Raw genomic sequence first — 20256 nt, 5'->3', positions numbered from 1 at the left:
GCGGCCGGGCCGGGGATCGAAAAATCCCGCAGACACATCTTTGCGTCTGCGGGATTCATTCTGTGCCAGGTAGAAGATTCGAACTTCTGAAGGCAATGCCGGCGGATTTACAGTCCGCTCCCTTTGGCCGCTCGGGCAACCTGGCATGCACTCTTGAGTGCGGTTATGTACTTTACTACGAAGTCCCGCCCGACATGCAAATCGCCTGGCAGGAGCACCTATTAGCCCACGCGCTGGACCGTGTAGTCCGCCAACTGGCGCAGGGCTTCGCTGGCCGTGCATTCGGGCAGCAGGGAAAGCTGGTCTTCGACCACGCGCAGGTACGCGTTGACGTCGGCAAGCGCCTTGTCCCGGCCGCCGGACTTCCACAGCAGGTCGATGGCGCGCTTCACGGAGGCGTCATCGGTCAGCGGGCCCGTCAGGAGGGCACGGAGCTCGTCGCCGACCTCACCCTCCTCCTCCAGGGCATAGAGCACTGGCAGGGTGAACACGCCCTCGCGCAGGTCCGTGCCCGGGGTCTTCCCCGACTCCTCGGGATCGGAGAAGATGTCGATGATATCGTCGACGATCTGGAAAATCATGCCCACGGCCGCACCGATCTGTCGCAGCGCCTCGCACTGCTCCGGGCCGGCGCCAGCGTGGTAAGCACCCAGATAGCCGGCGGAGGCGATGAGCACCGCGGTCTTTTCCCGGATGACCGCCGTGTAATGCTCCACAGCATTAGCTTCGCCAGCACCGATGGTTTCGCGCATCTGGCCGGTGACGAGCTCCTCGAAGGTCTCCGCGAAGTGCTCCACCGTGTGGGTATCCAGCTGGCTCATCAGCCGCGAAGCGTGCGCCAAGAGGGCATCGCCCGCCAAAATAGCCACCGAGTTGGTCCAGCGGAAATTCGCAGAATCCACGCCGCGGCGGCGCTCCGCTTCATCCATGACATCGTCGTGATAGAGCGTGGCCACGTGGACCATTTCCACCACGGTTGCTGCCTTAATCACCTCGGGCGATTGCGAGCGTTCACCAAACTCGGAAGCCAGCAACGCCATCATCGGGCGGAAACGCTTGCCCCCAGCCAGGGAGAGGTGGCGCACCTTGTCTTTGATGAAGTCCTGCCCGCGGTCGAGCTCCGTATTCAGCAGGTCCTCTACAGCAGCCATCCCGGCGTTGATACGCTCGGTGAGCTGCGCATCCCCCAAGTCCACGTGCTTGGCGTGAGTTTGGCCGTGTGACATTAAACGTGTTCCTTTAAGCTCAAAAATCCTAGTGTTTACCTACCGTAGCCCATGGCACGGCCCTCAACACACTTGTGGCCACTATCCCGTGCAATGATAGTCCCCATGTCGGAGCAGATCGATTCCACCCTTGTTGACGTCGCCATCGTCGGTGCCGGGCCCGCTGGCGCTGCCGCCGCTATCCACGCCGCGCGCGCTGGCCATGACACACTGCTTGTCGACGCCTCCCCCTTCCCCCGCGACAAGACCTGCGGCGATGGGCTGACCCCTCGCGCCATGCACCAGTTGGAGCTCCTCGGCATCGAGGTCAACGCCTCCTACCGCAACCGCGGGCTCAAGCTGCACGGCTTCGGCGGCACCGTAACCGCCCCGTGGCCGTCGACATACCCCTCGCAGGTGGGAACGGCTCTACCGCGCTATGAATTCGATGCGCTGCTCGTTGAGGCCGCTCAAGAAGCCGGCGCGCAGCTTCTCACCGGCTCGGCAACGGCCCCGCAGCTCGAGGGCAACCGGCTGGTGGAGTTCTCCGTGGGCAAGCGCCGCGTGCGCGCGCGGTGGGTCATCGTGGCCGATGGCGTGCGCTCGACCTTTGGCAAGCAGCTGGGCCGCACCTGGCACCGAGAGGAGGTCTACGGCATCGCCGCGCGCGCCTACGCCGATTCGCCCCACGACGGCGAGGAGTGGATGCACTCCCACGTGGAGCTCAAGGACCCTGAGGGGGTCGTACAACCCGGGTATGGCTGGATCTTCCCGCTGGGACAGGGGGTCAACATCGGTTTGGGTGCGCTCTCCACTGCCGCCCGCCCGGCTCGTCTCAACACCAAAAAGGCGCTCGATTTCTACGCTGAGCAGCAGCGTTCGGAGTGGAGCTTGGGCGAGCTGCGCAATGTCACCTCGGCGATGCTGCCCATGGGTGGCGCGGTGTCCGGGGTGGCCGGCGCGAACTGGATGCTGATTGGTGACGCCGCCGCCTGCGTCAATCCGCTCAACGGCGAGGGCATCGATTATGGCTTGGAGACGGCAGCACTAGCCGTGGAGATGCTCGGCACTAAGGACCTGACCTTAGCGTGGCCGGAGCGCCTGCGCGCCGAGTACGGCGAGGCCTTCCTGCTCGCCCGCACCGCAGCGCGCCTGCTGACTTACCCGCAGTTCCTGCCGCTGGCCGGACCTGTGGCCATGCGCGGACCCATCGGCCGCATGCTCATGCCGGCCGCTGCGCGGCTGATGGGCAACCTCATCACCGACGAGGACAAGGACCTGCTTGCCCGCGCCTGGCGGCTGGCGGGCGGGGCGGTCTCCACGCTGCGCCGCGATACTCCCCTTTGGGCCTAAGGCCTTTAGGCCGGCTTCACCGCGGAGTGCAACGCCACGATGCCACACGTCAGGTTGCGCCAGCCCGCCTGTTCCCAGCCGTTGCGGTTGATGGCGGCGGCTAGCTCGTGCTGCTCCGGCCACGCGCGGATGGATTCTGCGAGGTAGATATAGGCCTCCGGGTTGGAGGAGACCACCTTGGCAATCGGCGGCAGCAGGCGGGTCAAATACTCCTTGTACACGGTGCCGAAGACCGGGATGACCGGCTTGGAAAACTCCGCTACCGCCAGGCGCCCGCCGGGTTTGGTCACGCGCGCCATCTCCCGCAGGCCCAGCTCGAAGTCGTGGATATTGCGCAGACCATAGGAGATGGTCACCGCATCGAAGGTGTTATCCGCAAAAGGCAGGCGCATTCCATCGCCGGCCACCTTGGACACATCGCGCTCCGCGCCAGCCGCGAGCATGCCGAGTGAAAAATCACAGGCCACGCACCACGCGCCGGACTTGGACAGCTCCTCCGTGGAAACAGCCGTTCCGGCAGCCAGGTCGAGGACCTTCTCCCCCGGCTGCAAGTTGAGCCGCTCGCGCGTCAAACGGCGCCAGCGCGCGTCCTGACCAAAGGACAGCACCGTGTTGGTGATGTCGTACTTCTTGCCCACCGCGTCAAACATGCGCGCGACATCGTAGGGCTTCTTCTCCAGATCTGCCTTAGACACAAGCGCCTAGTCTAGGCCACGCGCGCCCCCAGGGCGCGAGCGGCCCAGCGCGGCAGCTCCGGGCGCTGGCCCAAAATGGTCAGCGGCACCTCGCGGACACCCTCCAGAACTTCCTCGTAGTAGCCCAGCAGCTGCTCACAGAGAGCCGGCCAGGTTTTGGAGGCAATCGACTTCCGGGCGTTCTCCCGCAGCTCCTCGTGGACCTCCGGGTTGAGCAGAGCGTCCACTGCGTTGGGGAGATCCTCGACGAACGTGGGGACGTCGAGAAGCAGCCCGTTATAGCCCTCCTCAATGAGGTCCACCGGGCCGCCCGCGCGGGGGCCGATGGTGGGCACGCCCGAGGCCTGCGCCTCCTGGATGGCCTGGCAAAAGGTCTCGAACTCACCGGCGTGGACGAAGATGTCCAGGGATGCATAGGCTGCGGCGAGTTCTTCGCCGCCCAGCGCGCCGGTGAACACCGCGTCCGGCAGCTGTGCCTCCAGCAGCGGGCGCTCTGGGCCATCACCGACGATGACGAGCTGGATGTCCTCGCGACCGTTAAGCGCGGACAGGCGGTGCACGCCCTTCTCTGCGGCCAAGCGGCCCACGAAGCCAACGATCTTCTTCTTCCCCGTGGGCTCCCACTCGCGGCGCAGCGCCGCCGAGCGCTTCGAGGGGTGGAAGCGCTCCGAGTCCACGCCGCGGCCCCAGTGGCGCACGTTCTTGATGTGGTGCTTCTCCAAGTCACTGATGGTGAGCGAGGACGGCGCGAGAGTCATCTGGCAGGCGTTATGGATGGTGCGCAGCCACTCCCATACCCCATAGGCCAGCGCGGAAGCGTGGTACTTGGTGGCGAAACCGGCCACATCGGTCTGGTACAGCGCCACCGCCGGAATGCGCAGCTGGCGTGCAGAAAATGCTCCCGCCGCTCCCAGGACGAAGGGGCTGGCCAGGTGGATGATGTCCGGTTTGAACTCCCGCAGCGCCTCATCCACCGCGGAGGTAGGAACGCCGACCGGGAGCGAATCCACCAGCGGCACACGCACGGTGGGCACGCGCACGATGGTGAACCCGAGGTAATCGGGGATCTCCTCCTGCCCGTCCCGGGCGCCGGGAGCGATGACAATGGCCTCGTGGCCGTGCTCGTGGAGGTGTTCGAGGACACGCAGCACGGAGTTGGTCACTCCGTTGACATTAGGCAAGAAGGATTCCGCGACGATGGCTACACGCATGCGCCCCATCATTCCTTTTCTGAGTGCTCGGTTGGTAACGCACGTACTAAATTCCGGTTAATTTTCCCGCTCCCCCACCAGCACGCGCCGGCAATCAGGGTAGCCACGGCCGCGGAGGACAGCGCCGGAATAATCGACAGCGTCCATTCCCGGCCCTCTACCTTGACCAAGTCCGGGTTGCTCTTGGCGTAGAGCACCCACACCTGCTGGCCTTCTCCCAGCCCAGTGGGATAGAGCAGGCCGGTGGGCGGGGTGTGATAGATCCCTTCGGAGTCCTGAAAGTCCACGAAAGTACGCAAGGTGCCGACATCCGTCACCGTGGCCAGGGCGCGCCCGGGGTTGGCGCCGATGGTGCGGTCATTGAAGAAGGGGCCGATCACCATACCCGCCATGCCCACTAGTGCAGCGACATAGAGCACCAGGATCAGCTGGCGCACTCGGCGCCGCGGCATTTACTGACCCACCTTGGCGTTCAGAGCCTCCTGCAGCGCGCGGCGCGAGGACCGGGTGGTGTGTGCCTCCACGACGGTGATGCCGGTGGAGTATTCCTTGAGGTCTGCCAAAACGTCGAGCAGCTCCTGTGCCGAGCTCACCTCGCGGTGCTCAGCGCCGCAGGCTTCCGCCAGCTTGGCGACGCCTACCCCATGCGGCGTTCCAAAGGCCCTCTCGAAGGAGGGGCGCAGGGGCTCACGGCCTTGTTCAAGCACCTCGAAGATGCCGCCGCCGTCGTCGTTTGAGACGACGATGGTGAGGTTCTCCGGGCGCGGGTTGTCCTCGGGGAGGATGAGGGAGGTGGCGTCGTGGAGGAAGGTGACATCCCCCATGAGGGCGACGGTGCGCGGGGCGCGGGGCGCGTCGGCCTCGCGGGACTGGGTGGCCAGCGCGATGCCGATGGCCTGCGCGATGGTGCCGTCGATGCCGGCGGCCCCACGCGGCGAGTAGGTTTCCACGCCGTCGAAGGGCAGGCCGATGAAGGAGGCATCCCGCACCGCGTTGGAGGCACCCAGGACGAGGGTGTCGCCGACGGCGAGGGTGTCCCCCACCGCGGCGGCGACGTGGAGGCCGGTAAAGCCGATCTCGGGCTTGGTGGCGTCCTCGCCTGTGGCCTCCGCGAGGACCTCGCGCACACCCTCGGCCGCCATCTGCGCGGCCCCTTCACAGATCTTCATCCACTCGCGCGTGGGCTCGCCGCTGGTCTTGACGGTGGTGCCCAGCTGTGCAGCCGCACCGCGCGGGTTGGTGAAGTCCTCCGTGCGGGACAGGCAGATGAGGTCGATATCGGGATCGCTGATCAACGCCAGGACGCCGCGGTGCAGGGTGGGGTGGCCCACGACGATGACCTGCTCCACCTTGGTGTTGACCACGTAGTCATTGGCGGAGACTTGGGCGCGGCGGAAGAGGTGCGCCGCGGCCGGGTGCACCGGGTGATAGGGGGCGGGTGCAGTGGGCTCGGCAATGGTGGGGACGTCCTCCAGCCCCTCGACCTCCCAGGCCTCATCGCCCGCGATGACGAGCGTGTTGCGGCTGAGATCGACGGCCACCTCGCCGTGATTGGACCAGCGCGGGGTGCGCGCACGGTGCTGCGTGTAATCCGTCGGGGTGCTGGGCAGCTCCTCGCCCACGAGTGGGGCATCGAAGGCCACGTTGATGTGCACCTGGCGATCATTCAGGAAGCGCTCGGCAATAAACGGAACATCACTAGTGCTCTCCACCTGGGTGGTCTCTGCGTAAACCCCGAAGATGCCTGGCTGCTCGATGGTCTGGGAGGCCCCCGTGCCCACCAAGCGGGCCGGGCGGTCCGCGCTGATCACCGCCAGCGGGGTGTGCGAATAGTGCGCCTCCACCATCGCGGGCAGCGTATTGGCCACCGCGGTGCCGGAGGTCATGACGATGCCGACGTGCCTGCGCTGGACGCGAGCCAAACCTAAGGCGGCGAATGCGGCCGAGCGCTCATCAATGCGGGTATGCACGCGAATATCGCTGCGCGCAAGCAGCGCCAAAGACAACGGCGCATTGCGCGAGCCTGGGCAGAGGACGATGTCAGTCAGGTGACGCGAAAGCTGGGCTGCCAGAGCTTCGGCCAGCTGCATCGACTCCGGTTGTGAGGCTGCAGAGTTCTCAGCATGCGGCTCAGTATTAGGCATTGTCTGCACCGCCCGCACCGGGTTCGCCGTTGCCCGACTCTAGTTGCTCGAAGAGATCGTTGAGCAATCCATCCAGATCGGATTCTCCCTGGTCCAGTTGATCCTGGATCTCCGGCGGCAGATCCGTTGGAATCTCCGGTGCGATCTCCGTGGGGATGTCGGTGGGAAGGTTATCCCGCGGCGAATTCTTGGTGGTGGTCACCGTGGTGGGGACCTCGGTGGTCACGGTCTCGGTGACCGGCTCCGGGGCGGGCTTATCGGCATCCGCTGCCGCACCGCGCCACAGGAAAAACAGTACGCCGGCAATAACGACGGCGATGGCGGCAATGGCAGCGAAAACATAGGCCAGGGCTCCCCCGCCCTTCTTCGGTTGCTCCACCTGGTAGCTCGACGGGACGGGGTCGTACTGCGGCTGCTGATAATCCTGGTCATAGCCCTGCTGATAGGGCTGGCCAAAGGACTGCGTGCCCTGGGAACCGGGCTCCGGGAAGTGCTGCTGGGGGCGCTGCGGCGGCTGCTGCTGCGGCGCGCCGAACTGGCGGGTTTCATTCTCACCGGTGACGCGGCCGAACTGCCGCGTCTCGTTGTCACCGTTGTTGTGGGTCATGGGATTTACCTTATCGTGCACCCTTACCACTTAGCACCCGGCCGGTGGGGGTTAGTCCCGCGGCGACCTCGCCCGGCGTGCCATCCGCCACGATCTTTCCGCCCTCCGTGCCAGAGCCCGGGCCCATCTCAATGACTCGGTCCGTGCCGGCGATGAGGTGTCGGTCGTGGTCTGCCACCACGACGGTGTGGGAGGCATCCACCAGCGAGTGCAGCTCAGAAATAAGTAGGTCGATATCGGCCGGGTGCAAACCGACGGTCGGCTCATCCAACAGGTAGACGGTATGGCCCCGGCGCGAATTGCGGGAGCGCTGCAGCTCCGTGGCGAGCTTGATGCGCTGGGCTTCACCGCCGGAAAGCTCCGGGGCGCCCTGGCCTAAGCGCAGGTAACCCAGCCCCACCGCTTCCAGTGTTTGGAGCGCGTGGAGAATCGGTGCTTCATCCGCAAAGACTTCCAGGGCTTCTTCCACCGTGAGGTCGAGGATGTCCGCGATGGTCCGGCCCTGCCAGCGGATGGACAAGGTGTCATCGTTATAGCGCTGCCCCTGGCAGTCCGGGCACTGGGTATAGGAGCCGGGCAGGAAGACCAGCTCGACCTCGATCTGGCCGGCACCACCGCAGGTATGGCACTGGCCTTGCTTGACGTTGTAGGAAAAGCGCGAGACCGTCCATTTTTTCTTCTTGGCCTCCGGGGTGGCGGCGAAGAGCTTGCGCACGTTGTCGAAGAGGTTGGTGTACGTCGCCACCGTGGAGCGCGGGGTTCGGCCAATTGGCTTTTGGGTAATGGAGACCACGCGCTTGACCTGCTCCGGGCAGTCCGGGCCAGTGAGCGTGTCCTGGAGCGCGGCCAGCAGCGTGGATTTGCCGGATCCTGATAGCCCGGTAATGGCGGTGAACTGACCAAGCCCGAAGTCCACGTCAAGGCCATCGATGGTGTGCGAGTGTACCTTCCGCAGCGCGATATCCCCGTGTGCCGGGCGCGCATCGGCCTTGGGCGTGGGGCGCGGGCGGGCCAAGGCACGCGCGGTGGGGGTATCGGCGGAGTCCGCGGCCGCAATGTAATCGGCAACGGGACCCGAGTACACCACCTGGCCGCCGCGCTCACCGGCGAGCGGGCCGACGTCCACGATCCAATCGGCGTGCTTAACTAGCTCCATGTCGTGCTCCACCAGCAGCACTGAGTTACCCTCCGCGATGAAGCGCCGGCACATGTCGAGCACCGCGCCCCTCTCCACCGGATGGAGGCCCGCTGACGGCTCATCCAGGACATAGGTCACGCCATAGAGCCCTGAGCGCAGCTGCGCGGCCAGGCGCAGGCGTTGGACCTCACCGCCCGAGAGTGTCTCCGTCGGCCTATCCAAGCTAAGGTGCCCAAGGCCGAGTTCCAGGGCCGATTCAAAGGCGGGGAGAAGCGCTTTAAGCAGCAGGTCTTCAGCGTCATTCGGTTGCGGCTTTTGGGCTTTGAGGAGCTCGAAGGCTTCGCTGAGCGGGAGGGCATTAAAACGGTCGATAGGCAGCCCGGCATAGGTAACCTTGAGCGCCTTGACCGTTAGCCGGCGCCCCTGACAGGTATCGCAGCGGCGGGTTTCCATAAAGCTCAAGACGCGCGCGCGAAGTGTGTCCGACTTCGTCTCCGCATAAGTCTTGGTCAGGTAGCTGGCCACGGAGCGCCACGTGCCCTCATAGTTGCGCTGGATCTGATCCGCCCCGCGGCGCGGCTTGACGGTGACTACTGGGCGTTCCTCGGTGAAGAGGATCCATTCGCGGTCCTTCTTCGGCAGCTGCTCCCACGGCGAGTCCAGGTCATAGCCCAACTCCTGGAGGATGTCGTGGAAATTCTTGCCCGCCCAGGCCCCCGGCCACGCAGCAATCGCACCATCCTCAATGCTCAAGCTAGGGTCCGGCACCATGGAGGCCTCCGTGGGTTCATGTACCACGCCGGTGCCCTGGCACTCCGGGCACATGCCCTCCGGGGTGTTGGGTGAAAAGGAGTCGGAGTACAGGCCCTCCGGGTTGTCACCGCAGCGCGAGTAAAGCAGGCGCACGGAATTGGACATGGCGGAGATCGTGCCCACCGTGGAGCGCGCGCTGCTTGTCGACGCCGACTGCTGCAACGCCACCGTCGGCGGCAGCCCCTCGATGCGGCCGACCTGCGGGTCCACCGCCGAGGCAATGAGGCGGCGGGCGAAAGGCGCGACGGACTCGAGGTAGCGACGCTGCCCTTCGCCATGAATGGTGCCGAAGGCAAGAGAGGACTTACCGGAGCCGGACACCCCGGTCACGGCCACGAGCTGGCCGCGCGGGAGGTCCACGTCGACGTTGCGAAGGTTGTGCAGGTGCGCGTCTCTCACGGAAATGGTCATGCCCGCCAGCCTACGCTGCACCCCGGACATGGACCGTGAGCTGTATTTTTAAAGGTGCGGCCAGCACTGACGCACGCGCTCGAACCACCAGTCGCGCCGCGCAGCCGGTGCCGCCAGTGCGCTGAGGCGATCCGGGTCGGGGGCGAGGGATTCGGCGCGCAAGAAACCGTCGACAAGCTCGCGCGGCTCCGTCACGTCCTCCAGGAACAGCGACCCCGTGGCCAGACCCGCGGCGGCCGGGGTGACGTCGATGTCCTCGTCGTCATAGATCTGCGGCAGCGCGGCCACCGCGGCCAAACCCATGGAGATTCCCACCGAGGTGTCCAGGGCGGAGGCAACCGTGATGTCCATGTGGCGCTCGCGCAGGTGGGAGGCCACCTCGAGCACCTTGCGCACACCACCCAGCGGCGCCGGCTTGACCACGGCGACGTCTGCCGCCTGCAATTCCGCCACGCGGTAGGGGTCGCTGGCCTTGCGGATGGACTCATCTGCCGCCACGCGCACGAAAATCCCGGCGCGCATGAGCTGGGTGCGCACCTCCTTGAGCTCCTCGACGGTCCTGCACGGCTGCTCCATATAATCCAGCGGCATCATCTCCTTGGCCGCGGTGACGGCCTCTTCGACGCTCCAGCCGCAGTTGGCGTCGACACGCAGCACCGGCACGCGGCCCTGCGCCTCGATGTAGGCGCGGACAGCGTGAACGCGCGCGATATCGTCCTCTAGGGTCTGCCCCTTCTCCGCCACCTTGATTTTGAAGGTGCGGCAGCCGGGATAGCGCTCCATGACCTCCGGCACCTGCTCGGCAGGAACCGCAGGGACGGTGCCGTTGACTTCTACCCACTCGCGCACGGGTTCCGGAAAGCCTTCGTAGGCCGCTTCCAGCCCGGCGGCGAGCCAGCGGGCGGATTCCTCCGCCCCGTACTCCAGGAAGGGGGCGAACTCACCCCAGCCCGCGGGGCCATCGATAAGCAATGCTTCCCGGGTCGTAATGCCACGGAACTTCACGGCGAGTGGAAGGGAGACCACGTGGGCGCGGTCAAGGACGTCATCAATGTGCATGACGTTCATCGTACGTGTGGGGGGGTTGAGCGCGACACCTGTCATAGCCGGTGTTACCTTTAAACAGTAAGTGGATATAACCAGAAGAAGGATCTTTACATGCTCTACCTTCTCATCGCGCTACTGGCCATCGCCGCAGTTGTCTACCTCATCTATAAGAAAGTCCACGCCGCGGCCTCCATCTTTGCCGTTGGCGTAATCCTGCTCATGCTCGCCGCTCTCACTGGGCGCGCGGACTTCCGAACCACAGAAATTGAAGCGACCGGCAATGCCTTCTACGACCAGCTGCTCGTCGTGGACGCGCTGTTCAAGTCGCGCTTCTCCGGCATCGGTATGGCGATTATGGTGCTCTTCGGCTTTGTGTCCTATATGCGCCACATCGGCGCGGATGCCAAGACGGTCGTGGTGCTCTCCTCACCGCTCAAGCGCTTCAAAGGCTCCTACTGGCTGGTCCCAGTGGGCTTCATCCTGGGCACGCTGCTCTCACTGGTGATCCCCTCGGCCGCAGCGCTTTCCCTATTGCTCGTGGCCACGCTCCTTCCAGCACTCATCGCTGCGGGCCTGACACCCCTGACCGTGGGCGCCATCGTGGTGACCTCCTCCACCATCGTTCCCACCCCGCTGGAGGCCGGCCTCATTCAGGGCGCCGATCTCACCAACATGACTCCGACGGAATTCGTCTACGGCGCCGTCGCCTACGCCACGGTTCCCACGCTGCTCATCACGGCCTTCGTCCACATGTGGTGGCAGCACCGCTGCGATAAGGCGGATGCCCGCAAAGCCCTGGCCTCCGGTGAAGTCACCGCTGACTCGATGTGCGATAAAGCCACTGAGGAAGCCATCGCCCGCGCCGCCTCCCTGCCGGGTTACTACGCCGTGCTCCCGCTCATGCCGCTGCTGCTCATCATCATCTCCGCCATCCTCAACCGCATGGGCGTTATCCCCTTTGAGGGCGGCATCCTCCCGGTGACCGTGGTCTCCCTGTTCATCGCGATGATCATCGAGTCCATCCGCAAGCGCACCGTCACGGGTGCGGTAGATTCCATCTCCAGCTTCTTCAAGGGCATGGGCGAGGGCGCCGCGGGCGTCGTGGCCCTGCTGGTTGCCGCCGCCGTCCTGGTGGAAGGTATTACGCAGATGGGCGTCATTGACATGCTTATCGACGCCGCCGAAGGCTCCTCCGGCGCCGCCGTCCTCATCGTCCTCATCTTCGTCGCCGCCACCGCCGCGATGGCCGCACTCACCGGCTCCGGCACCGCGCCCTACTTCGCCTTCTCTGAGGTAGTGCCCAACCTGGCCTCGCAGACCTCCATCCACGCCCCGCAGATGCTCACCGCCATTTGGGGAACGTCCAACCTCATGCGCCAGGTCTCCCCGGTCAACGCCGCGGTGCTCATTGTTGCCGGCGCCATCAAGGTCAACCCCATCCAGCTGGTCAAGCGCACCTCCGTGCCCATGATTGTGGCGACGGTGCTCAACACGCTGTTTGCGTTCATGTTTATTGGGTAACACTCCCCGGCTGTGGCCTTAGCGCCCCTTTAAACCACCATGCGGGGCGCTAGGCTACACCTCATGCGAAAACTCTCTACTCTCTCTTTACTCGTTGCCGCCGGAATTGCATTGAGCGCCTGCGGCGATACTTCTGACTCCTCTACACCTGCTAGTGAGGCTTCTGCCGACAGCCAATTAACCTCCGTTGTGGCCCCAGTGACTGCCTCCACTTCCGAGGCCCCCGAGGACAGCGGCCCCGCGCCGACTCTTAACGATGCCCCGAGCGGCACTCCCGCCGCGGACGACAACGCCAACCCCAACCCGGGCGGCCACAACATCAACGTCGGACAAGTCGGCGGTGCATGCGGCTATACCAATCAAGGAGACAAGATCCACGCAGGAGAAAACACCTCCTGTGAGTTCGCCGCCGCTATGTTTGATGAGGCCATCAAGCACACCTTCACCTGGTCGCAGCGCAGTTCTACCGTGAATGGCTCCTACAACACCCGCATTTCTGTAGCGAGCCCGGCGACAAAGCAGAGCTACGACCTGTATTGCGCCATGGGCTCTGACACTCGAACTTTCTACTGCGGCATCGACGGCGACAACTCTGTCTACGCCAGCTTTGAAGAGGCCAATAGCCAGACGTGGACCAACCGGCTGTCTACCGAAGGTCAGCCGTAGCGAGCAACCGAACATGACGTACATATCGATCAAATAAGGCCCCAGATCATCGAAGTTTTCGGCCGCTATTTGTTAGAAGTGTCACGCCGCCAATGCGAAGCCTCCTGCCTGCCGTACAATTGCACAGACAATCAATCCCATTAAGGGTTAAAGGAGGAACCATGCTACTTGCTGAAGCCTTGGCCGAACGCGCCCAGGCGCAGGAGCGCCTCAACTCGCTGAGTGACCGACTCGCGGCAACCGTCCGCATCCAGGAAGGCGATGAACCGGATGAGAACCCGACGGATCTCCTCCGTGAGCTGGAGGGCGTAACCAAGCGCATCGATGAGCTCGTCATCGCGATCAACGCCACGAACACGGCTACCGCGTTCGACGATGAGATCACGCTGATGGAGGCACTCGCACTTCGTGATGGACTGCTGCGCAAGCGCCGCATCTACCAGGGGTTGGCAGAGCGCGCGGGTGCGCGCCACGACCGCTACTCCCGCTCGGAGATCAAGTTCGTGGCCACCGTGCCCGTGCCGAAGCTGCGCGAGCGCGCCGATGATCTGGCCCGCCAGTACCGCGAGCTCGATACCCGCATCCAGCAGCTGAACTGGAATACGGAACTGATAATTAAATAGCGACTGCCGCTAGTTGTGCCGCATTCTTGCGGCACGTAGTCATGTCGTTCGACATGTAGTCACGTCGCGCGCCTCATGCGCGCGACGGTAGCCCACACTCTTCGCAGCGAGCGCAACCCTTACTGGGCAGGGAAAAGTCCAGTGCTTCTCAGGCGCCTTCGTAGCGCAAGAAGGCAGGGAGGTTCGATTCCGTCCCACTGTATGGTGTACCGCGCTGGTACGGAGTACACGTGCACATTGACGGGGATAATCCCGCAGTATTGTTTATTGTTTATCACCGCCGCGCTGGGCGGAGAGTGTGGGTGAGGGTTGGGAATGGGGACTATACTTCCGGCGCACTGCTTTCCAATTAAGCTGGTGTGCCATGAGCGAGCAGAAGAATTACAGCACCGATAATCCGTTCAAACCGGAACTCTGGCGCCCCGTCGAGGGCTTTGAGGCCCTGACGGATATCACCTATCACCGGCTCATCAGCGACGGCCCAAAGCCACAGCGCAAGGACGGCATCGTCCGCATCGCCTTCGACCGCCCCGAGGTGCGCAATGCGTTTCGCCCGCACACGGTGGATGAGCTCTACCGCGCGCTGGACCACGCGCGCCGCACGCCAGATGTTGGCACGGTGTTGCTGACCGGCAACGGGCCCTCCCAAAAGGACGGCGGCTGGGCGTTTTGCTCCGGCGGTGACCAGCGCATTCGCGGCCGCTCCGGGTACCGCTACGCCACCGAGCACGCGCACGATGACGCGACTGCCGACGAATCCACCGTCGACACCGCCCGCGAAAAAGTTGAGGGCGGCCGCCTGCACATCCTGGAGGTCCAGCGCCTCATCCGCACCATGCCCAAGGTGGTCATCGCCGTGGTTAACGGCTGGGCCGCCGGCGGCGGGCACTCCCTGCACGTGGTGTGCGATATGACCATTGCCTCCCGCCAGGAAGCCCGCTTCAAGCAGACCGACGCCGACGTCGGCTCTTTCGACGCCGGCTATGGCTCGGCCTACCTGGCCAAGATGGTGGGCCAGAAGTACGCCCGCGAGATCTTTTTCTTGGGACGCACCTACGACGCGCAGCGCATGTACGAGATGGGTGCCGTCAACGAGGTAGTTAACCACGCCGAGCTGGAGGACGCCGCCATCCAGATGGGACGCGAGATCAACATGAAGTCCCCCACCGCCCAGCGCATGCTCAAGTTCGCCTTCAACCTCACCGATGATGGCCTCATGGGCCAGCAGGTCTTCGCCGGCGAAGCCACCCGCTTGGCTTATATGACCGACGAAGCCGTCGAGGGCAAGGAATCCTTCCTGGAAAAGCGCGAGCCCAACTGGGATGACTTCCCGTACTACTACTAGTTCCCCCAAGGAGAGCCTGACGTGCTTTATTTTTCCATTGCCCTCGCGGCCATCGCGCTCGTTGCCGTCATCGGTTCCCGCGTGTGGATGCTGCGCCACATCCAGCAGGCCCAAAAGGATGGTGAGCGCCCCTTCGATCAGGAGGATGAGCTCATCAACCCTTACGAACACCGCGGGCGGTAACCTAGCTAACCGTGACCATCCTCTCCCCTCTGCCTGTCAATCCACATGACCCCGCCGCCATCCTCCCTGATCTGGAAGCGGCCATCGCAGGACAAGCCACCTTCCTGCCCGCCCCTGCAGAGGACCGCACCCGCGCGCAGCTCCTGCGCAACCACATGCGCGCAGGAGAACCTATTGATTCCTCCATCGCGCTGGTCGTGGCCACCTCCGGGTCCACGGGCACGCCGAAAGGCGCGCAACTCACGGCCGCCAACTTGGTCTCCAGCGCCGATGCCACGCACCGCGCTCTCGGCGGCACCGGCCAGTGGCTGCTAGCCATGCCTGCCTCCCATATCGCGGGCATCCAAGTATTGGTGCGCTCCCTCGTCGCGGGAGTGGAGCCGCTGTGCCTTGATCTCTCAGAAGGGTTCTCCGTCCCTCATTTCGCCCGCGCCGCGCACGAGCTGGCCGCCACCGGGGATCGCTCATACACGGGACTGACCCCCATGCAGCTGGCCAAGGCCATGGATTCGCTAGTGGGAATCGAGGCCCTGCGCACTTTTGATGCCATCCTCGTCGGAGGTGCTGCCACCCACCCACAGTTGTTGGACTCTGCGAAAAAGCTGCGCATCAACATCGTCACCACCTACGGTTCCTCAGAGACTTCCGGCGGCTGCGTCTACAACGGCCGTCCCCTCGATCGCGCTCTTGTTCGCATCGGCGACGAGGGGCGCATTTACCTTGGCGGGCCCATGATTGCGCAGGGCTATCGAAACGTGGACTCAGATGCCTTCATGGTCGATGAGTCCGGTACCTCGTGGTTTGCTACCTCCGACGCCGGCGCGCTTCACGACGGCCACCTCACCGTCACCGGGCGCCTCGACAACATCCTGAACACCGGCGGGCTCAAGCTCCACCCAGAGCAGCTCGAGCAGCACATCCTTCGCGTGCCGGGAGTGGACGGCGTGTGCGTGGTCGGCATCCCCCACCCACGCTTGGGACAGATGATCGTCGCTGCCTATACCGGATGGGCGGATGTCGGCGATATCCTTGTGGCTCTCGACGATAGTGGCCTTCCCCGGTGGCAAATCCCCAAGGACTTCAAGCGCCTGGCCCAGCTCCCCACCACCGGTCCCGGCAAGGTTGACCGCCTCGCCGTCGCCCGCATGTGGGACAGCTAAGCCTCCGCTTCGCCAAAGCTGCGTACGGCAATGCCGCGCGCAGCGGATTCCCCGAGGGGGAAGTGTGAACCTTCATCGACGGCAACCTCGAGCACACCCGCAACCGAAGGGGCAACGACGGTCAATTCTACTCCCGGCCGCACTCCATATTTATCCAGGTAGCGCAAAAATTCGCCATCAGCGTCAGTGACCTGCTCCACGGTGACGGGGGTCTGCGCGGGGACGTCGATAAGCGTAATGCGCGAGACCGGCTCGGCAGTGCCATCCGGGGCAGGTATGGGATCACCATGCGGATCGCGGGCGGGGTTGCCCAGGAAAGAATCAAGACGTTCAACGAGCCTGTCGGACGTCGCGTGCTCTAGCATTTCTGCCTCATCGTGCACCTCATCCCAGGTATAGCCCAGAGTGCGCACGAGGAAGGTTTCCAGGAGCCGATGCCGGCGCACCATTGCCACAGCCAGCCGCCGGCCTTCCTCAACAAGCCGAACACCGAAGTAGCGTTCGTGTTCCACCAGCCCCTTCGCGGCCAGGCGCTTGACCGCCTCCGACGTGGTGGGCAGCTTCTGCCCCGCCGCTTTAGCTAGGTCCCCCAGCGGCATCGCGGTATTAGCGCCCTCTTTCTCCTCATAGGTCCAGAGGATCTTGAGGTAGTCCTGGGTGCGTTCGGGCAGCTCGCTGATGTGCATACCCCCATCGTAGTTCAGCCTATTGCTTCCAACGGTTTCAGCACTTATGCTCTTTCAAGTTCAATCTGTTGAACATCGACATTCACTTTTAATAAGAGAGGTTTCCCGTGAAGAAACTTATTGCGCTTCCCCTCGCTTCCCTCGTGGCTGCCACCGCGCTGACTGCCTGCACCAGCAGCGACTCCGCCGAAGCCCAGGACGACAATCTGACGATCTTCGCCACGACTGGTTACTTGGCTGATGCGGCCGCCAATATCGCCCCGGACGCCGACATCACCACCATGGTCGGTCCCGGCGGCGATCCGCACACCTACCAGCCCACCACGCGCGATATTGAAAAGATGCAGGACGCCGACCTCGTCCTCTGGAATGGCCTTCACCTCGAGGCGCAAATGGTGGACCAGCTCTCCTCCCTCGGTGAGAAGCAGCTAGCTGTCGGCGAACAGCTCGATACTGCTGACCTTCTGCCGTGGCCCGAGCAAGGTGACAAGGGCGAAAAACTCTACGACCCGCACATCTGGAATAGCCCCGAGCTGTGGAGCCAGGTCGTCGATCACATCGGCACCAAACTCGGCGAAATCGACTCTGACAATGCCGAAGACTATGCCGCGGCCGCCGATGAATATGAAGACAAGATTGCAGCCGCGCATGACAAAGCGGCTAAGGAACTCGAAAACGCCTCCCCGCGCGTCCTCATCACCGGCCATGACGCCTTCAACTACTTCGGCAAGACCTTCGACTTTGAAGTCCAAGCCACCGACTTCGTGACCACCGAAGCCACCAAGTCCGCCACTGAGATCTCCGAGCTCGCGGATACGATCGCGGAGAAGAAGGTCCCCGTTATCTTCCAAGATAACCAGGCGAACCCACAGGCCATCACTTCTCTCAAGGAAGCCGTAGAAACCCGCAACTGGACAGTCACCATCTCGGATGAAGAGCTCTTTGCCGATACCCTCGGCCCGGAAGCCCCAACCGATACCTACCTCGGAGCCTTCGAACATAACGCTAGCGCCGTGGCGAAAGCACTAAGCTAATGCTCAGCGTAGGAAACCTCACCGCCGGCTATCCCCGCACGCCGGTGCTTCACGACGCCTCCTTCACCCTCACCCCCGCGACTATCACCGGGCTGGTGGGTGCGAACGGGTCGGGAAAGTCTACTCTGGTCCGCACGCTGGTAGGGCTCCTTCCGCCTCTAGCCTGCGGGTCGATGACCTTCGATGGCGTCGATCTGGCACATTTTCGGCAGCGTCTCGGATATATGCCACAACATGCGGATATCGACTGGAATTACCCTGCCACCGCCTTCGACATCGCCCTGATGGGCCGCACCGCCGGGCTGCGCTGGTGGCAGTGGCCCAGCCGCGCTGACAAAGACGCCGCTCACGCCGCGCTTTCCCGCACCGGAATGCAGGCACACGCGCAGCTGCCGATTTCCGCCCTGTCTGGTGGTCAGCGCCAGCGCGTGTTGTTGGCGCGCACGCTCGTTAGCGAGCCGGAATTCATCATCCTCGACGAGCCCTTCGCTGGTGTCGATGCCGCGAGTCAGCGCGCCATCATGGATGTACTCAAGGAACTGCGCGAGAACGGCGTGACCATCCTGCTGGTGCATCACAACCTGGCGGAGGTCGCCGACTTTTGCGATGAGGTCCTCATGGTCGGCCACGGCCGGCTCATTGCTGCTGGCCCCACCGAGCAGGTACTTACCGAGTCCGCCATTGCCGACATGTTTTCCCTGCCATCATGAACCCACTCGAGCTTCTTCAGAACTACACCTATACCCAGGCACTCCTGGGCACCGTGCTCATCGGTGGCTGCGCTGGCGCGCTAGGCCCACTGGTATATGTTCGCCGCACCAGCCTGCTGGCCGATGCCATCTCGCATTCTTCCCTGCCTGGACTGCTCACCGCCTTCCTCGTGGCCACCGCCATTGGCTGGGACGGGCGAAATGTCTGGCTTCTTTCTTGCGGCGCCCTGCTCACCGGAACCCTCGCGGTGGGGTGCATTCACCTCATCCCGCGGTTAACTCCCCTGGGGCAAACCACTGCGATGGCGGCCACGCTAACCACATTTTTCTCGGTGGGAATGCTGCTCATGCAGTATATTTCCCGCCGACCATTGCCTGGCAAGGCCGGAATCCAGGATTATTTGCTGGGAAATGCCTCCACGCTCACTCGCGCGGATGTACGGTCCACACTCATCATCGGTGGCTGCGTGCTGCTTTTTCTTTTCCTCATTCACACCCGGCAGGCCGCAGTCACTTTTGATTCAAGTTTTGCCCAGGTAGCCGGCATCCGCACCTCGTTCCTCAACGCGGCTAGTTTCTTCGCCCTCACCGCCATCACGGTGCTCGGCGTCAAAGTCGTCGGCGTAGTGCTCATGGTCGCCGTGGTCATCAGCCCTGCCGCCGCTGCCCGCCCCTGGACCACGCGCTTGCTACCTTTCATCGCGCTCTCCGGGTTCTTCGGCGCGGCCACCGCTGCTCTCGGCTGCTATGTCTCCATTGCGCACGGCCCGCTGCCCACCGGTCCGGTCATCGTCCTGGCTCAGGCGGCGCTCGTCACTATCAGCCTCACCAGTAGAAAGCTAGCCTCATGACCCTCGCCGCGACCGCTTGTCTCCTTGCCGTTCTGACGGCCTTGGCCTGTGCTATCCCCGGCACCTTTGTTGTCCTCAAAGGCCAGGCCATGCTTATCGACGGCATCGGCCATGCCGTCCTTCCCGGAATTGCCGTCGGCTACCTCTTTACCGCAGATCTAGATTCACCCATCTTGCTCGTTACCGCGGCCGCTGGCGCCTTGGTGGTGGCGTTGGGAACTGACGCACTACAGCGCAGCCCGCTGGTGACTGCTGATTCCGCCCTCGGATTGGTCTTTCCCGCCCTGTTTGCCGCCGGAGTCATCCTGATTTCTACGCACATGAGCCACGTGCACCTTGATGTCCACGCCGTTCTCGTCGGTGATCTCAACCTCGCGGCCTTCTCCAATCCCAACTATTGCTACATCATGGCCGCAGTGCTGGGTATCAATGCTCTCTTCCTCGCCCTTACACTGCCGCGTTTATCCGCCACGACTTTTGACGCCGATTTTTGTGCCGCACGCGGGGTGCCCACGCGCGTTCTTCACATCATATTTATGACCGTGGTTGCCTGCACCGCCACCGCCGCCTTTCACGCTGCCGGTGCCATGCTGGTCATCGCTCTCATGGTATTCCCGACGATGACCGCGCGGCTGCTTACTCAGCGCGTGCCCACGCTGGTGTTGACCGCCTGTGGCGTTGCCGCTATCAGCGCGGTCGTGGGATTTTGGGTTGCCTATGTCCTTGACGCGGCTACCTCTGCCGCAATGACAGTCACCAATGCCGTTATTTTCGTTGCAGTGCTCATCATCTACCGCTTTCGCCAACGCACCAGCTCATTGCCGCAGCACACCACACCAGTGGCACAATAGTG

20 protein-coding genes and 1 tRNA gene are annotated in these 20256 nt (G+C 63.7%); 11 read left to right on the top strand and 10 right to left on the bottom strand.

The window, feature by feature from the left end; all coding sequences use genetic code 11:
* Positions 1–63: 63 nt before the first annotated feature.
* Together R3O64_RS01750 and R3O64_RS01745 are read right to left on the bottom strand one after the other, a co-directional pair.
* A tRNA-Tyr gene (locus R3O64_RS01750) sits at positions 64–145 on the bottom strand.
* Positions 146–221: 76 nt separating this feature from the next.
* Complete coding sequence (locus tag R3O64_RS01745; RefSeq protein ID WP_070533895.1) at positions 222–1226, bottom strand: polyprenyl synthetase family protein; 1005 nt, start codon at positions 1224–1226, stop codon at positions 222–224.
* Between the two features lie 93 nt (positions 1227–1319).
* Between R3O64_RS01745 and R3O64_RS01740 the strand changes: the two genes are divergently transcribed.
* Positions 1320–2558: a geranylgeranyl reductase family protein gene (locus R3O64_RS01740; protein WP_339017173.1), complete on the top strand. Its 1239-nt coding sequence runs from the start codon at positions 1320–1322 to the stop codon at positions 2556–2558.
* Between the two features lie 5 nt (positions 2559–2563).
* Here the strand turns inward: R3O64_RS01740 and R3O64_RS01735 are convergent, their stop codons facing one another.
* Genes R3O64_RS01735 through R3O64_RS01705 form a run of 7 tightly spaced genes read right to left on the bottom strand, consistent with a single transcriptional unit; the run spans position 2564 to position 10645 of the window.
* Entirely contained in the window at positions 2564–3253 is a 690-nt protein-coding gene (locus R3O64_RS01735) for a demethylmenaquinone methyltransferase (RefSeq protein ID WP_339017172.1), read from the bottom strand.
* 11 nt (positions 3254–3264) lie between these two features.
* Entirely contained in the window at positions 3265–4464 is a 1200-nt protein-coding gene (locus tag R3O64_RS01730; RefSeq protein ID WP_070686704.1) for a glycosyltransferase family 4 protein, read from the bottom strand.
* Between the two features lie 8 nt (positions 4465–4472).
* On the bottom strand, positions 4473–4916 hold the full coding sequence (locus R3O64_RS01725) for a DUF3592 domain-containing protein (protein WP_144676289.1): 444 nt from the start codon (positions 4914–4916) through the stop codon (positions 4473–4475).
* A complete protein-coding gene (gene menD / locus R3O64_RS01720; RefSeq protein ID WP_339017171.1) occupies positions 4917–6608 on the bottom strand; it encodes a 2-succinyl-5-enolpyruvyl-6-hydroxy-3-cyclohexene-1-carboxylic-acid synthase in 1692 nt (563 codons plus the stop codon).
* Positions 6601–7215 carry a hypothetical protein gene (locus R3O64_RS01715; RefSeq protein WP_143335266.1) on the bottom strand — a complete coding sequence of 205 codons (615 nt, stop codon included), beginning with the start codon at positions 7213–7215 and terminating at the stop codon, positions 6601–6603. The genes menD and R3O64_RS01715 overlap by 8 nt, the downstream gene beginning before the upstream one ends.
* A gap of 10 nt (positions 7216–7225) precedes the next feature.
* Positions 7226–9577: an excinuclease ABC subunit UvrA gene (locus R3O64_RS01710; protein WP_339017170.1), complete on the bottom strand. Its 2352-nt coding sequence runs from the start codon at positions 9575–9577 to the stop codon at positions 7226–7228.
* A 48-nt stretch (positions 9578–9625) separates the two neighbouring features.
* Positions 9626–10645: an o-succinylbenzoate synthase gene (locus R3O64_RS01705; protein WP_339017529.1), complete on the bottom strand. Its 1020-nt coding sequence runs from the start codon at positions 10643–10645 to the stop codon at positions 9626–9628.
* A 90-nt stretch (positions 10646–10735) separates the two neighbouring features.
* On the opposite strand from R3O64_RS01705, the gene dcuC reads away from it, so the two are divergent.
* From dcuC to menE, 6 genes are all read left to right on the top strand, one after another.
* Positions 10736–12145 carry a C4-dicarboxylate transporter DcuC gene (gene dcuC, locus R3O64_RS01700; protein WP_070533911.1) on the top strand — a complete coding sequence of 470 codons (1410 nt, stop codon included), beginning with the start codon at positions 10736–10738 and terminating at the stop codon, positions 12143–12145.
* Positions 12146–12208: 63 nt separating this feature from the next.
* The gene (locus R3O64_RS01695; protein WP_269948784.1) at positions 12209–12811 is read left to right on the top strand and encodes a hypothetical protein; all 603 of its coding nucleotides are present in this window, start codon (positions 12209–12211) and stop codon (positions 12809–12811) included.
* 161 nt (positions 12812–12972) lie between these two features.
* On the top strand, positions 12973–13434 hold the full coding sequence (locus R3O64_RS01690; RefSeq protein ID WP_070596766.1) for a DIP1984 family protein: 462 nt from the start codon (positions 12973–12975) through the stop codon (positions 13432–13434).
* A gap of 364 nt (positions 13435–13798) precedes the next feature.
* Positions 13799–14779: a 1,4-dihydroxy-2-naphthoyl-CoA synthase gene (locus R3O64_RS01685; RefSeq protein WP_070596767.1), complete on the top strand. Its 981-nt coding sequence runs from the start codon at positions 13799–13801 to the stop codon at positions 14777–14779.
* 21 nt (positions 14780–14800) lie between these two features.
* Positions 14801–14962 (top strand): hypothetical protein, encoded by a 162-nt coding sequence (locus R3O64_RS01680; protein WP_168164088.1) that lies wholly within the window; start codon positions 14801–14803, stop codon positions 14960–14962.
* An 11-nt stretch (positions 14963–14973) separates the two neighbouring features.
* On the top strand, positions 14974–16122 hold the full coding sequence (gene menE, locus R3O64_RS01675) for an o-succinylbenzoate--CoA ligase (protein ID WP_339017169.1): 1149 nt from the start codon (positions 14974–14976) through the stop codon (positions 16120–16122).
* Here menE and R3O64_RS01670 read toward each other — a convergent pair.
* Positions 16119–16808: a metal-dependent transcriptional regulator gene (locus tag R3O64_RS01670; RefSeq protein WP_046647781.1), complete on the bottom strand. Its 690-nt coding sequence runs from the start codon at positions 16806–16808 to the stop codon at positions 16119–16121. The two genes, menE and R3O64_RS01670, sit on opposite strands and share 4 nt — an antisense overlap.
* A gap of 107 nt (positions 16809–16915) precedes the next feature.
* Between R3O64_RS01670 and R3O64_RS01665 the strand changes: the two genes are divergently transcribed.
* The 4 genes from R3O64_RS01665 to R3O64_RS01650 are packed head-to-tail and all read left to right on the top strand — an operon-like array spanning position 16916 to position 20254.
* Positions 16916–17842 (top strand): metal ABC transporter substrate-binding protein, encoded by a 927-nt coding sequence (locus R3O64_RS01665; RefSeq protein WP_070521016.1) that lies wholly within the window; start codon positions 16916–16918, stop codon positions 17840–17842.
* Positions 17842–18552, top strand: coding sequence for a metal ABC transporter ATP-binding protein (locus tag R3O64_RS01660; protein ID WP_010189751.1), 711 nt, complete (start codon positions 17842–17844; stop codon positions 18550–18552). Before R3O64_RS01665 ends, R3O64_RS01660 begins: the two co-directional genes overlap by 1 nt.
* The gene (locus R3O64_RS01655) at positions 18549–19403 is read left to right on the top strand and encodes a metal ABC transporter permease (protein ID WP_010189752.1); all 855 of its coding nucleotides are present in this window, start codon (positions 18549–18551) and stop codon (positions 19401–19403) included. The genes R3O64_RS01660 and R3O64_RS01655 overlap by 4 nt, the downstream gene beginning before the upstream one ends.
* Positions 19400–20254: a metal ABC transporter permease gene (locus tag R3O64_RS01650; protein WP_010189755.1), complete on the top strand. Its 855-nt coding sequence runs from the start codon at positions 19400–19402 to the stop codon at positions 20252–20254. Before R3O64_RS01655 ends, R3O64_RS01650 begins: the two co-directional genes overlap by 4 nt.
* Positions 20255–20256 lie beyond the last annotated feature (2 nt).

This window comes from Corynebacterium hesseae (assembly GCF_037850265.1).
Classification (GTDB): domain Bacteria; phylum Actinomycetota; class Actinomycetes; order Mycobacteriales; family Mycobacteriaceae; genus Corynebacterium; species Corynebacterium hesseae.
This window is presented reverse-complemented; position numbering and strand designations above follow the sequence as displayed.

Excerpts from the sequence above, each read along its gene's own strand:
- R3O64_RS01705 (WP_339017529.1), bottom strand. The coding sequence starts at position 10,645 with ATGAACGTCATGCACATTGATGACGTCCTTGACCGCGCCCACGTGGTC.
- R3O64_RS01670 (WP_046647781.1), bottom strand. The coding sequence starts at position 16,808 with ATGCACATCAGCGAGCTGCCCGAACGCACCCAGGACTACCTCAAGATC.
- dcuC (WP_070533911.1), top strand. The coding sequence starts at position 10,736 with ATGCTCTACCTTCTCATCGCGCTACTGGCCATCGCCGCAGTTGTCTAC.
- R3O64_RS01725 (WP_144676289.1), bottom strand. The coding sequence starts at position 4,916 with ATGCCGCGGCGCCGAGTGCGCCAGCTGATCCTGGTGCTCTATGTCGCT.
- R3O64_RS01730 (WP_070686704.1), bottom strand. The coding sequence starts at position 4,464 with ATGCGTGTAGCCATCGTCGCGGAATCCTTCTTGCCTAATGTCAACGGA.
- R3O64_RS01710 (WP_339017170.1), bottom strand. The coding sequence starts at position 9,577 with ATGACCATTTCCGTGAGAGACGCGCACCTGCACAACCTTCGCAACGTC.
- R3O64_RS01660 (WP_010189751.1), top strand. The coding sequence starts at position 17,842 with ATGCTCAGCGTAGGAAACCTCACCGCCGGCTATCCCCGCACGCCGGTG.
- R3O64_RS01715 (WP_143335266.1), bottom strand. The coding sequence starts at position 7,215 with ATGACCCACAACAACGGTGACAACGAGACGCGGCAGTTCGGCCGCGTC.
- R3O64_RS01690 (WP_070596766.1), top strand. The coding sequence starts at position 12,973 with ATGCTACTTGCTGAAGCCTTGGCCGAACGCGCCCAGGCGCAGGAGCGC.
- R3O64_RS01655 (WP_010189752.1), top strand. The coding sequence starts at position 18,549 with ATGAACCCACTCGAGCTTCTTCAGAACTACACCTATACCCAGGCACTC.
- R3O64_RS01695 (WP_269948784.1), top strand. The coding sequence starts at position 12,209 with ATGCGAAAACTCTCTACTCTCTCTTTACTCGTTGCCGCCGGAATTGCA.
- R3O64_RS01745 (WP_070533895.1), bottom strand. The coding sequence starts at position 1,226 with ATGTCACACGGCCAAACTCACGCCAAGCACGTGGACTTGGGGGATGCG.
- R3O64_RS01740 (WP_339017173.1), top strand. The coding sequence starts at position 1,320 with ATGATAGTCCCCATGTCGGAGCAGATCGATTCCACCCTTGTTGACGTC.
- R3O64_RS01685 (WP_070596767.1), top strand. The coding sequence starts at position 13,799 with ATGAGCGAGCAGAAGAATTACAGCACCGATAATCCGTTCAAACCGGAA.
- menD (WP_339017171.1), bottom strand. The coding sequence starts at position 6,608 with ATGCCTAATACTGAGCCGCATGCTGAGAACTCTGCAGCCTCACAACCG.
- R3O64_RS01650 (WP_010189755.1), top strand. The coding sequence starts at position 19,400 with ATGACCCTCGCCGCGACCGCTTGTCTCCTTGCCGTTCTGACGGCCTTG.